We start from the raw sequence: 13,447 nt of genomic DNA on the forward strand, positions 1-13,447 counted from the left end.
TAAAAACTACAACACTTCGTAAATCCCAGCACTTCCTTGCCCAGTCCCCACACACATAGAAACGATTCCGTATTTATTACCTCTGCGTTTCATTTCATCAAATAACTGAACAGAAAGTTTTGCTCCTGTACAACCTAGAGGGTGTCCTAAAGCAATAGCTCCACCGTTTACGTTTACGATATCTGGATTTAGACCTAATTCTCGAATTACAGCCAAAGACTGAGAAGCAAAAGCTTCGTTTAATTCAACTAAGTCAATATCTTTTAATTCTAAACCAGCTTGTTTTAAGGCTTTTGGAATTGCTTTTACTGGACCAATACCCATAATTCTTGGTTCAACACCAGAAGAAGCGAAGTTTACCAAACGTGCAATTGGCTCAAGGTTTAATTCTTTTACCATTTCTTCGCTCATGATTAAAACGAATGCAGCACCGTCGCTCATTTGAGAAGAGTTACCTGCAGTTACACTTCCGTCAGCAGCAAAAACAGGTTTTAATCCAGATAACGCAGCGATAGAAGTTCCAGCTCTCGGTCCTTCGTCTTGTTTTACAACGTATGATTTAGTTTCTTTTTTACCATTTTCATTGATGAAAGTCTGCTCAACAGTAATTGGAACGATTTGTTTGTCGAATTTTCCTTCTGCCTGAGCTTTCAAAGCTTTCATGTGTGAGTTGTATGCAAACTCATCTTGATCTTCTCTTGAAATTTTATATTGATTGGCAACGGCTTCAGCAGTTAAACCCATTCCCCAGTAGTAATCTTCGTGACCTGCAGCAGCAACTTTATAATCCGGAGTTGGTTTGTAACCTCCCATCGGAATAAAACTCATGCTTTCTGCACCACCTGCAATGATACAATCTGCCATTCCTGATTGGATTTTAGCAGTCGCCATTCCGATAGTTTCTAATCCAGATGCGCAGTAACGGTTTACGGTTACACCAGGAACATCTTCAACTTTTAATCCCATTAGAGAAATCAAACGTCCAACGTTCAAACCTTGTTCTGCTTCCGGCATGGCATTTCCTACCATAACGTCGTCGATACGCTTTTTATCGAAATTAGGCAGTTCGTCCATCATAAACTGAATGGTTTCTGCAGCTAATTCGTCAGGTCTTTTAAATCTAAAAACACCTTTTGGAGCTTTTCCAACTGCTGTTCTATATGCTTTTACTATATATGCTGTTTTCATTTGTTTTTGTTTTTTTAAGATTTATTAGAAGAAAGAGGCAAGATGCAAGATTTTCTAAAGTCTTGCATCTTGTTTCTTGCATCTATTCTCTAATTACGAAGCGGTTTTCCTTTAGTTAACATATATTGAATTCTCTCTAATGTCTTTCTCTCTGTACATAAACTCAAGAAAGCTTCACGTTCGATATCTAATAAATATTGTTCAGATACTAAAGTCGCTTCAGACAAATCACCACCAGCCATTACATAAGCCAGTTTGTTAGCGATTTTCTTGTCGTGTTCAGAAATGTATTTTCCAGCTTCCATTTGATCGGTTCCAACTAAGAACATTCCAAGTGCTTGTTTTCCTAATACTTTCACATCAGTTCTTCTTATAGGCTGTGTATAACCTGCTTCTGCTAATAACAATGCATGTTTTTTAGCTTCAGCAATCTGACGATCTTTGTTTACTACGATAACATCTTTACCATGTTGAAGAAGTCCAGTGTCGAAAGCTTCATAACCAGAAGTCGAAACTTTTGCCATTGCGATTGTCAAGAAATATTCCTGAAGAACATTTAATTCCACATCATTTTTACGGAATAAATCTGAAGCTCTTAAAGTCATTTCTTTAGAACCACCACCACCAGGGATAACTCCAACACCAAATTCAACTAATCCCATGTAAGTTTCTGCAGCGGCTACCACTTTATCAGCGTGTAAGCTCATTTCGCATCCACCGCCGAAAGTCATTCCGTGAGGCGCTACAACAACTGGAATAGAAGAATAACGAACGCGCATCATCGTGTCTTGGAACAATTTGATCGCCATGTTTAATTCGTCATATTCCTGCTCAACTGCCATCATGAAAATCATTCCGATATTAGCTCCAACAGAGAAATTCGCTGCTTGGTTTCCAATAACTAAACCTTGATATTCCTTTTCAGATAAGTCGATTGCTTTATTGATGGCTTGAAGTACATCTCCACCAATTGTATTCATTTTAGATTGGAATTCTAAATTCAAAATTCCGTCTCCTAAATCCTGAATGATTGCACCGCTGTTGCTCCAAACTTTTTTGCTTTCGCGGATGTTGTTCAGAATAATGAATGAATCTTGTCCAGGAACTTTTACTTGTGATTTTGTTGGAATGTTATAGAAATAAGTTGCTCCTTCTTTTACAGTATAAAAACTTTCACTTCCAGAAGCCAGCATTTCAGTAACCCATGAAGCAGGCTCTAAGCCTTCGGCTTTCATGATTTCGATTCCTTTGGCAACACCAATGGCATCCCAGATTTCGAATGGACCATTTTCCCATCCAAAACCAGCTTTCATGGCGTCGTCAATTTTATATAATTCGTCTGAGATTTCAGGAATTCTGTTTGATACATAAGCAAACATTCCCGCGAAACTCTTACGGTAGAATTCTCCCGCTTTATCAGTACCTTTTACTAAAACTTTAAAACGATTGATCGGTTTATCGATAGTTTTTGTCAGTTCAAGCGTAGCAAAATTTGCTTTTTTCGCAGCGCGGTATTCTAATGTATCTAAATCTAAAGAAAGAATATCTTTATCTACTTTTTTATAAAAACCTTGTCCTGTTTTGCTTCCCAGCCAATTGTTTTCCATCATTTTGGTAACAAATTCTGGAAGTTTGAACAATTCGTGTTGTTCATCTTTTGGGCAGTTTTCATAAATACCATTAGCAACATGTACCAAAGTATCCAATCCAACAACGTCAACCGTACGGAAAGTAGCTGATTTTGGACGACCAATTACCGGACCAGTCAATTTATCAACTTCTTCAATCGTTAATCCCATTTCTTTTACCAAATGGAATAAACTCTGGATTCCGTAAATACCAATTCTGTTTCCAATAAAAGCTGGAGTATCTTTAGCAACAACCGAAGTTTTTCCTAAAAATTTAGATCCGTATTCGTTTAAGAAATCCAACACTTCAGTTGAAGTTTTCGGACCAGGAATAATTTCAAATAATTTTAAGTAACGCGCAGGGTTAAAAAAGTGAGTTCCGCAGAAGTGTTGTTGAAAATCTTCGCTTCTTCCTTCACTCATAAAGTGAATTGGAATACCAGAAGTGTTAGAAGTGACTAAAGTTCCAGGCTTGCGGAATTTCTCAATTTGTTCAAAAACTAATTTTTTGATATCCAAACGTTCTACTACAACTTCGATAATCCAGTCAACATTGGCAATTTTTGCCATATCATCAGTCGTATTTCCAGTTGTGATTCGGTTTGCGAATTTTTGACTGTAAATAGGAGAGGGTTTCGATTTTAATGAATTCGCCAAATGTTCGTTTACCACACGGTTGCGAACGGCTTTACTTTCAAGTGTTAATCCTTTTTTAGCTTCAGCTTCTGTCAGTTCGCGCGGGATAATGTCAAGAAGTAAAACTTCAACACCAATGTTAGCAAAATGACAAGCTATACCTGAACCCATAATTCCGGATCCAATTACAGCAACTTTTTTAATTGTGCGTTTCATATTTGTAAAATTTGTTTTTTTGGGTAGAATTTGAATTTTCTCTTTAAAGGAGATTATTCATTTTCTGAGTTTTCTGTATGATTGAAAATATTTTTGTCCTGAATTAATTCGTTGATAATTTCAGAAACTTCTATAAAATGCTGCAGCTTTTCGTCTGAGACATGTTTTCTAACGGTTTCATTAAATTTCAGAACTGTATTTTTAGATAAATCTCTTTTTTCTTTTCCAAATTCGGTTAGGTATATTAAAACACCTCTGCCGTCGCTTGGATTTTTTTTGCGAACAATTAAACCTTTCTCTTCCATAGATTTAAGTGTTCTTGTTAAGCTGGTTGCTTCCATGCCCATTCTCGGGCCTAAAGCGGTTGATGGAGTTCCTTCTTCCTTGTCCATACTTAAAAGAGCAAATCCTGTTGCCATTGTAGCATCATATTTGGCAGCCTCTTCATTATACATTCTTGAAACAGCCTGCCACGTCGCTCTCAAAATATAATCTATCGTTTTGTCTTTCATAGGTAACTATATCGATTTCAAATATAATTAAAAAATACTATGCATGCATATAATTTTTTAATAAATTTTTGGTTAGTTAAAAAATATCACTGATTTAGTGTGATTTGGTGGTTTATTTATAGGGAAATATACTATTCTTTTTTTAGATTTTAACATTTTCCATGCTGTAAAAATGTCTTTTTGGTTTTTAAATCGGATTTAATTCGATATTCTTTAAAAAATTATGCATTTATTTCAGTTGAATTTTCAGAATCGTAGCGAGAAATGGCATCTTGAAGTATCTTTTTCATACGATTTCTCAGACTTTCTGGTCTTAAAATCTCCATACAACTTCCAAAACCTAGAAGAAGTCTTTCCATTTCATAATTTGGTATCACATATAAATGGACAATAATGCTTCCGTCTTCATTTTCCTTAATTAACCGCTGAGAATTGTGTAAAGGTTTTGTCAATACATAAGGTGCATTTGACGCATCTACCCAAAGTTCAATTCGCCTGGCTTTTAATCCCGAATTAACCGTAACTCCAATTACATCTTTATAATACATATCGGCATCAAAATCTTCGTCTAGGTAAGGATGATTAAAATCATAATCAATTGCAATGATTCTGTCCAAAGCCAAATTGGTAATAGGCTGTGATGCTTTTTTCTTTCCGATTAAAAACCAGCGGTTATTGAATTCTTTTAATATAAAAGGATGAAAATGAAATTTTGTTTCTTCTGCAGATTTAAAAGATTTGTACGTAATTATCAGAACCATTTTCTTTATGATAGCCTGATATATTTCATCCAGATAATGCAGCCCTTTTAGATTCTCATTTTTATCCAGATAAATTACGGGCTTGGTATGTGATTTTTCAGAATAGATTTTATCCTCTAAACGCTGTAAAATATCGGATACATCATTAAAAAGGGAGAAATCTTTAAACTGTTTCAACATCGAAACGGTTTCAGTCAAAACATTCATATCCGTTTCCGTAAGCGGAATATCGGTTATCGAAAAATCATCATCTTCATATTTATAATACTTTTTATCGTAAACGACAATTGGCGCATTATAACCCAGTTTTTCACTTCGCATCAGCTGAATATCCATTTGAATAGTTCGCTTGCTGATTGGATTTTGGCGTCCTTCGTATTCAAATAATGCTTCAGAACATTCTTCGATTAAATCTTCTAAAGTCCATTGTCTGTATTTATTTTGGAGGCATTTGTCAATGGTTTTATAACGTATTAAGGCGTTTTTGTTTTGTGACATAAAAATGTTTGTTTTTCGGTTTGTATTGTAGAGACTCACCGCAGTGCGTCTAACGTATTGTGGATATTCGTTGCGTAGACGCACTGCGGTGCGTCTCTACAGATATACTTTATGTTAATATTGAAATTTCCTTTTCGATATTTTGTCTCGCTTTCTCTTCATGCAAATTCCTGAATTCCTCAGTTTGAAAAATAAACTCATTTTCCAGAAAATGTTTCAAAGCTTTTGCACGTCCTGGTTTGTATAGAAGATCAGGATAAATGCTGTATTCTTTTCTAATCTGTTCAAAATAGATTTTATAATCGTCCCAATCTTTCGCAAGGATTTTCAAATCAAAATCGATTAACCAATTGATATCTTCAATTTTATTATGCTGATGTTGTTGTGTAGCGCAGATGGCATCAAAAACCAATTGTTTATTTAAGTTGACATTTTGAGGTAAAATTGCCAAACCATATTCGGCACTTTTGAGTTCGTTGTCTTTTTTGGAAGCCGAATAAACAAAATCATGATAAAAAATAGAAAATAATATTTCATTCGGATTTTGAAGCCGATTAGAATATTTTTCAAAGCTTTCTATCATTTCTTTTAAATGTGTGAGATTATGATAATGCCTTGATTTCTTGGAATATGCCTTTTCTAAATCCGTCCAGTTCTGCTGAATTTCATTTGCTGAAAAGCCAATATTTGAGAGTAATTCAGAATATATTTTCTCTAAATTCATGTTGTTTTTTACTCAAATTTAAAATTCTTTTTTTACTGCGCAAAATAATTGCGTAGTGGTTTTGAAATCTTTGTTCAAGAAATAAAACGAATACTATTTCTCAACAATTAAAACAAAATTTTTACTACGCAAAATAACTGCGCACTAATTTTAAAATCTTTGTTCAGAAATAAAAACAAACGTTCATAGAAATAAAGAAAGAATAAAACAGGTCAAGTTTGAGTTACTTCGAAACACTTTCCACGTACACACTTCAACCATTACCTTTTTATTCTACTATTATATTGGGACAGTAGCTCAGCGGTTAGAGCAGGTAGTTTTGAAATTATCATTCAAAGGTCAACCAAAACTTACTTCGTACACTTTTAATGTCCGGGTCGTGGGTTCGAATCCCACCTGTTCCACTATTAATGGTCAATTAAAACTTACTTCAGAAAATTGGTACTCCGGTTCGAGTCCGGCAAGTTTTAAAATCATCATTAATAAAAATAGAGGGTCAAGATTAACTTACTTCTTCCAATCCGATAATTTGTTAGTTAATCCATTACACTCCAATTTCAGGTCAAGTGTTTCTTACTTCAAAATCTTTTAGGTAGAACTCAGAAACGCAATTATCTAAATTTTAAAAATTAAAAAAAATGAAATCAACAGCATTATTAAAAATCAGTTTACGTCAAAATGCCATTTTCATTCCATCAGAAATGATTTCGAATGATATTAAAAATTTATCAGGAACTACTTCAGTTTTGTTAGCCAATGTTTCTAAACTCGGATTTACATTTTCTGAATCGTTATTACACGCTTTAAACAACGTAAACCCAAATTATAAAGTAGAAGTTTTAGAAGTGCTGAGAGAAGTCTTAGGGACAGATAAAAACTGGATGCCTTTAGTGAAAGAATGGAATATCCCAACGGGAGAATCTGTTGTAGATCATATTATCACGTATTTTGGAAATGTTTTTAAAACCAAAAACGGAACAACTTTACAATGCGGTCATATTATCCCAGATAATACTTTTCCATTAGAAAGATACAACGGTTGCCCGTTCTGTGGAACTCCGCTTGAATTTGGTAAAATCGAAAAATTTGGTCAGGGAAGCAAATTGAAAGTGCTTGAATTGTGGACAGAAAAAGATTTAAACGATTTCTATATCTCATTATTGCAATCAAAAACGGCTTTAGACGCTACTCAGGTAGATAGTTTAAAAATGGCGATGCAAAATTTGCCTTTGCCAAAAGTGGATGTTGCAATTAAGGAAACTTTAATGCTGGTTATCGATCTTTTGATTGAAAACGGTAAAGAAGCTGAAGCATCTCAATTTTTAAAAACACCAACTGATATCTTAAGATATTTATGGTATAAAAATACTGGAATGCTGCAGATTATCGAACCAAAAACGATTGTGAAAAGAGCGACTAAAAATGGCCAGCATTTTCATAATTCTTTGGATACAAGTGCGCAGGCTAGAATTGCATCTCAAAAAGATTTGAAACTTAAATATTCAAGAAAAGAATGTTTAATGGTGGCAAACTGGTTAAACAATATGGATATGGATGTTGAGACCATGTGCGAAATTATGCATCCAAAAAGAGGAATGTGGGTTCGTTTTATACGAGCGCTTCGTTTGGCCGAATACAGCAAAAGAAAAGGATTTGAGAAATTAATTGCTTTAATGGATGTATTTTACAATAAGGTTTATGATGTTTGGCAAAGTGAAGTGAATGCTTCAAGATTGAAATTTGATGCCGATAAAACATTTGCGTTATTAAAACAGCGTCCAGGATTGTTTGCACGTTCGTTATTTTCGAATATGTTATGGTTTGGTGCAGAAGAAACGATTGCCCATTTTGAAGAAATCATCGATAAAGTTCCGGCTCGATTGGTGTTTACTTTAAATATGTATGCTCAAAATTACTTTGATAAAAACATACAAAGAAGTGTGAAACCTTTGGGTGGCACAAACAAAAGAATCGAACCAAACGGTTTATTGAAATTGTATGATGATGTTCAGTTGGAAGCAATGAAAAACCAGATCGAAGAATTGTGTCTTTTGGCCATGAAAAAACGATTTGCAAAAATGGCGAACACTAACAAAACAATCTATATCGATCCGCAGTTGTTTAATATTCCGGTTTCTATAGGAGATCGAAGCGAAACCGTTCAAGATTTGCCGGTTGCTTTAATGGGAACACGTTTCCCAGTTGAAGGAAACGAAGTGCGATTGTTTATGCAATGGGGTAAAGATTTGCCAGCACAGCATTTAGATATGGATTTGAGCTGTCATATCGCATACGAAAACAGTTCAGATATTTGTTCTTTCAGCCGATTGACTACAACTGGTTGTCAGCATAGCGGTGATATCCGAAGTATTCCGAATAAAATTGGAACGGCCGAATATATCAACATCAACATTGACGAATTGGCGAAAGCCAAAGCAAAATTTGTAACTTTTACCTGTAATGCTTACAGCAACGGAAGTATTACGCCAAATTTAATTGTTGGTTGGATGAACAGTAAATACCCGATGAAAATTTCAGAGAAAACCGGTGTAGCATACGATCCGTCGTGTGTAGATCATCAGGTTCGTGTGACGCAGAATGTTGCCAAAGGTTTGGTTTTTGGAGTTTTGGATGTAGCCAAAAGAGAAATCGTTTGGTTAGAGATGACTTTCGGAGGTCAGGTTGTAGGCGGTTTGGATTTCAAAGGCGTTCAGGCGTTGTTGTCAAAATTAAACAGCAAATTAAATATTGGTAGTTTGTTACAGCTTAAAGCGGAAGCTCAAGGCTTAACAATCACCGAAGATCAAAATGCCGATGAGGTGTATACAGCGCAATGGGCAATGAATCCAGCGGTTGTGACGCAATTATTAGTGGATTAGGTTTAATTAGGTACAAAGAGGCAGAGGTTCAGAGGGACAAAGGTTTTATAGAGGCGCACTGCAGTGCGTCTCCGCAAAGATTGGTAAATTTAATCTCGCAGAGGCGCAGAGTTTGTCATTTCGATCCCGAGGCTTCGGGAGAGAAATCTCCACAAGAAGCTCGACAAAGATTGGACTCACGTTGCGGAGTTGCTTGCGAAGATTTCTCTCCCGAAGCCTCGGGATCGAAATGACAAAAAATGACAAAAAAATCATTTTAATCGTTTAATCTATGGGTAACTAAACCTTTGTTCCTTTGTCCCCTTGCAACTTTGTCCCTTTAAAAAAAAAAACTACGCAAAATAACTGCGCACTTATATAAAACCTTTGCACCTATGAACCTCTGGACCTTTGTCCCTTAAAAAATAATAAACAATGAAAACACAAATAAACGGTACAGATATATTAGAATTAGGCTTTCCAGAAGGAAAAATAATTGGGATTGCCTTAAAAATAAACAGTAAAAGAAACGGATTTACAAGAGACGAAATGATTGCCAATTTCAAAAACGTCTTAGAAACTCCGGAGAATTATATAGACGATAAAATCTTCAGCAAACTGGCTGTCGCTTTAATCGAAAAATCAAATGAAAAACCAGAAGATTTTATCGCTTTAAATCAGAATCCGAATGCGTATTCGGCTTATGGATTAGATCATATCGAAGACGGAGCCAGAAAACAAATGGAAGTTGCCATGAAATTGCCAGTGACAGTTGCAGGAGCTTTAATGCCAGACGCGCACCAAGGTTACGGACTGCCGATTGGCGGAGTTTTAGCCACAAAAAATTCCATTATTCCGTATGGTGTCGGGGTTGATATTGGGTGTAGAATGGCGTTATCAGTTTATGATATTCCTGAAGCTTTTTACTTTGAAAACGAAGCCAAATTCAAAAGAGAGTTAATTGCTAATTCGATTTTTGGAGCGGGTCACGGATTTCACGGTCAGTACAAATCAGATCATGCGGTTTTGGAGAACGATACATTTAATATGAATCCGTTTGTGAAGAATTTGAAAGATAAAGCCTGGTCGCAATTAGGATCTTCTGGTGGTGGAAATCACTTTGTGGAATTCGGAATCATGGAATTTGCGCAAGACGATGCGGTTTTGAAAATCCCAAAAGGAAAATATGTCGCTTTGTTAACGCATTCTGGTTCACGCGGAATGGGTGCCACAATTGCGGGACATTACACTAAAATTGCGAAAGACGAATGTAAACTTCCAGAAGTGGCCAAAAACTTAGCGTATCTGGATATGAACTCACAATTGGGTCAGGAATACTGGATGGCGATGAATTTGGCGGGGGATTACGCTTCGGCTTGTCACGAGATTATTCATAACAAAATGGAACGCGCTCTAGGTGCGACGATTTTAGCCAAAGTCGAAAACCACCATAATTTTGCGTGGAAAGAAATCTGGAAAGGCGAAGAAGTGATCGTGCATAGAAAAGGAGCAACTCCAGCCGGAAAAGGCGTTATGGGAATCATTCCGGGAAGTATGACTGCACCAGGATTTTTGGTGAGAGGAAAAGGCGAGGAGAACGCCATTAATTCGGCTTCACACGGAGCAGGACGACAAATGAGCCGAACTCAAGCCATAAAAAACATTACGAAAACGGAGATGAAATCCATCCTGCAAGATCATGGCGTTACGCTTATTGGTGCAGGTCTGGACGAAGCCCCAATGGCGTATAAAGATATCAACCAAGTGATGGAAGCACAACAGGATTTAGTTGATGTTGTGGCAAAGTTCACGCCGAAGTTGGTAAGAATGGCAGATGATGGGAGTCGTGAGGACTAGTATTTTTGAGATACTGAGGTTCTAAGATGCTAAGATTCTAAGTTTTCTCATCACAGCGATTTCTCTCATTTTATGTCATTTCGATCCCGAGGCTTCGGGAGAGAAATCTCCACGAGAAACTCTACAAAGATTAAACTCACGTTGCGGAGCTACTTGTGGAGATTTCTCCTTCGTCGAAATGACAAATATTACGCTTAAAAAATAATAATAACCACACCAAAGAATGAAAAAAACTTTGTGCCTTAGCGCCTTCGTGGCAAAAACAAAAAAGAAATGAAAACATACATAGATATCGGAATTAATTTAACCAACAAACAATTCCAAAACGACATAGACGATGTCGTACAAGACGCGCTCGACGCCGACGTATCGCAGATGATACTCACGGGCACAAGCGTACGAAACAGCGAAGCTTCATTAGAAATCGCAAAACAATATCCGGGAATATTATATTCGACGGCTGGAATTCATCCGCATGATGCGAAGAGTTTTGATGAAAAAAGCATTTCACGACTGCGGAATTTATTAAAACAGAAACAAGTCGTTTCGGTAGGGGAATGCGGACTCGATTTTGATCGTGATTTTTCGCCCAGAAAGAAACAGGAAGAATGTTATAAAGCCCAATTAGAATTGGCGATCGAAGTTCAGAAACCTTTGTTTTTGCATGAAAGAGCCGCTTTTGAAAGCTTTATGAATATCACCAAAGACTATTTACCGCAATTGCCAAAAGCCGTTGTGCATTGTTTTACTGGAACGTTGCAAGAAGCAAAAACCTATCTCGATAACGGATTTTATCTCGGTTTTACGGGAGCGATTTCAGATGCTAAACGTTTCAGTCATTTAAAAGAAGTCATTCAGTACGTACCGCTCGACCGAATGATGATTGAAACCGATGCACCGTTTATGCTTCCTAAAAATGTGCCTAACAGCCTTTTGAAAAAATACCACGAACGCCGTTGCGAACCTGCTTTTCTGCCGTATGTTGCCGGAACAATTGCGCAGTTCAAAGGAATTGCTTTGGATAAAGTTGCGGAGGAAACGACTAGGAATGCTAAGGATTTTTTTAAGATTTAGCATTTTTGCCACGAAGATACAAAGGCACAATGTTAAAAGTAAAAAAAACTTTGTATCCTAGTGCCTTAGCGGCAAAAAAGTTGGCTTTTAAATCAGGTATATTTACTGAGTTTAAAGGCTTTTAATTTATATTTGATAACAATCATGAAAGAAAAAATACTTCAAAAATTAAAAGAAATAGAAATACAGAAAAATGTAGAAATACTTTTTGCTGTAGAATCAGGAAGTCGTGCATGGGGATTTGCTTCTCCGGACAGCGATTATGATATCCGTTTTATATACAAACACAAACCTGAATATTATTTATCACTTTGGGAAAAACCTGATGTAATAGAGTTTATGACTGAAGATGATCTTGACGGCTCTGGCTGGGACTTACGGAAATCTGTAAAGTTATTAGCAAAATCTAATGCACCTTTGATCGAGTGGTTGTTTTCACCAATAGTGTATTTCCAAAATGATGATTTTGTAAAACAAATGCAGAAATTGGCTTTAGAATGTTTCTCGCCAATAGCGGTTTTACATCACTATTTAGGAACGACAAAAAACTTTATGGAAGTATGCGAAATTCACGAAGTAAAACTTAAAAGTTATTTTTACGCTTTAAGAACTGCTTTAGCTGGAAAATGGATTATAGAAAATAATACTTTTCCGCCAATAGTTTTTACAGATTTATTGCCAATTGCACCGAAAAATATACAAGAAAAAATATTGGAACTGCAAGAAATAAAAGTCACTCACGATGAAAAATATCTACATCGAAAAGAAAACTTGATTACTGATTTTTTATTGGAAACGGTAAAATTTAATCAAGAAAATGCATATAAACTACGAAGTGGAAATAAATTGAGTGAGGAGTTAGATTTGTTTTTTAGAAGAGAAATTTTAAATTAAAATCATTGTTTTTAAATATCCATTGTGTTATGTTAAAGTATTTACTATTACCAATTAGTTTTCTTTGTTTAACAACTGTTTCTTCTCAAAGTTTAAAAGAAATAAATTCTATTGAAGAGGCAGAGAATTTTGTTAAATTGAATCCAAAAGCTGAAATTACTACTTTCGAAATTAGTACTGATAGTCTCGATTATTATAAAAATAGATTTCTAGAAAAAGATATGATACATAAAGATCGAATTGTAAAAACAGAATCTATTGTTTCAATGAGAGTGAGTTATATTTATTTAGATGGCAGTAAGTTAAATGTTAATGTTATTAATAAAAAAAGGCAAGAGATTATCAAATCGTATAAAAACGGCAAATCGTTTGGAGAACTAGCTGTTATTTACAATATGGATGGTAATATTAATAAAGGTGATTTAGGATGGTTTAATGAAGGAATTATGCATAAGACTTTTGAAGATGCAATTAAAAATCATAAAAAAAATGATCTGTTTGAAGTCGATATTCCTGAAAATAAATGGTACTATGTTGTTTTGAAGACCTATAATGATTATCCTAAATCAATTCTTTACATTTTGAGCTTAACTGAATAAAA

Annotated in this window: 10 protein-coding genes and 1 tRNA gene; 6 read left to right on the top strand and 5 right to left on the bottom strand. The window is 35.6% G+C overall.

Going from position 1 to position 13,447, the window contains the following annotated elements; all coding sequences use genetic code 11:
* Positions 1–6: 6 nt before the first annotated feature.
* The 5 genes from EDB96_RS07320 to EDB96_RS07340 form a co-directional block, all read right to left on the bottom strand.
* On the bottom strand, positions 7–1,188 hold the full coding sequence (locus EDB96_RS07320; protein ID WP_134139939.1) for a thiolase family protein: 1,182 nt from the start codon (positions 1,186–1,188) through the stop codon (positions 7–9).
* 89 nt (positions 1,189–1,277) lie between these two features.
* Entirely contained in the window at positions 1,278–3,668 is a 2,391-nt protein-coding gene (locus EDB96_RS07325; protein WP_134139940.1) for a 3-hydroxyacyl-CoA dehydrogenase/enoyl-CoA hydratase family protein, read from the bottom strand.
* Positions 3,669–3,721: 53 nt separating this feature from the next.
* Positions 3,722–4,180, bottom strand: coding sequence for a MarR family winged helix-turn-helix transcriptional regulator (locus EDB96_RS07330; RefSeq protein ID WP_057116687.1), 459 nt, complete (start codon positions 4,178–4,180; stop codon positions 3,722–3,724).
* Between the two features lie 221 nt (positions 4,181–4,401).
* The gene (locus EDB96_RS07335) at positions 4,402–5,439 is read right to left on the bottom strand and encodes a helix-turn-helix transcriptional regulator (RefSeq protein ID WP_134139941.1); all 1,038 of its coding nucleotides are present in this window, start codon (positions 5,437–5,439) and stop codon (positions 4,402–4,404) included.
* Positions 5,440–5,548: 109 nt separating this feature from the next.
* Positions 5,549–6,163 carry a hypothetical protein gene (locus tag EDB96_RS07340; RefSeq protein ID WP_134139942.1) on the bottom strand — a complete coding sequence of 205 codons (615 nt, stop codon included), beginning with the start codon at positions 6,161–6,163 and terminating at the stop codon, positions 5,549–5,551.
* A gap of 286 nt (positions 6,164–6,449) precedes the next feature.
* On the opposite strand from EDB96_RS07340, the gene EDB96_RS21030 reads away from it, so the two are divergent.
* From EDB96_RS21030 to EDB96_RS07365, 6 genes are all read left to right on the top strand, one after another.
* Positions 6,450–6,567: transfer RNA gene (locus EDB96_RS21030), tRNA-OTHER, on the top strand.
* Positions 6,568–6,801: 234 nt separating this feature from the next.
* Positions 6,802–9,042, top strand: coding sequence for a hypothetical protein (locus tag EDB96_RS07345; protein WP_134139943.1), 2,241 nt, complete (start codon positions 6,802–6,804; stop codon positions 9,040–9,042).
* A 414-nt stretch (positions 9,043–9,456) separates the two neighbouring features.
* Positions 9,457–10,878 (top strand): RtcB family protein, encoded by a 1,422-nt coding sequence (locus EDB96_RS07350; protein WP_134139944.1) that lies wholly within the window; start codon positions 9,457–9,459, stop codon positions 10,876–10,878.
* A gap of 273 nt (positions 10,879–11,151) precedes the next feature.
* On the top strand, positions 11,152–11,952 hold the full coding sequence (locus tag EDB96_RS07355) for a TatD family hydrolase (RefSeq protein WP_134139945.1): 801 nt from the start codon (positions 11,152–11,154) through the stop codon (positions 11,950–11,952).
* 144 nt (positions 11,953–12,096) lie between these two features.
* Complete coding sequence (locus tag EDB96_RS07360) at positions 12,097–12,846, top strand: DNA polymerase beta superfamily protein (protein ID WP_057116680.1); 750 nt, start codon at positions 12,097–12,099, stop codon at positions 12,844–12,846.
* 29 nt (positions 12,847–12,875) lie between these two features.
* Positions 12,876–13,445 carry a peptidylprolyl isomerase gene (locus EDB96_RS07365; protein ID WP_057116679.1) on the top strand — a complete coding sequence of 190 codons (570 nt, stop codon included), beginning with the start codon at positions 12,876–12,878 and terminating at the stop codon, positions 13,443–13,445.
* Positions 13,446–13,447: the final 2 nt, after the last annotated feature.

The organism is Flavobacterium sp. S87F.05.LMB.W.Kidney.N (assembly GCF_004366435.1).
In the GTDB taxonomy this organism is placed as follows: domain Bacteria; phylum Bacteroidota; class Bacteroidia; order Flavobacteriales; family Flavobacteriaceae; genus Flavobacterium.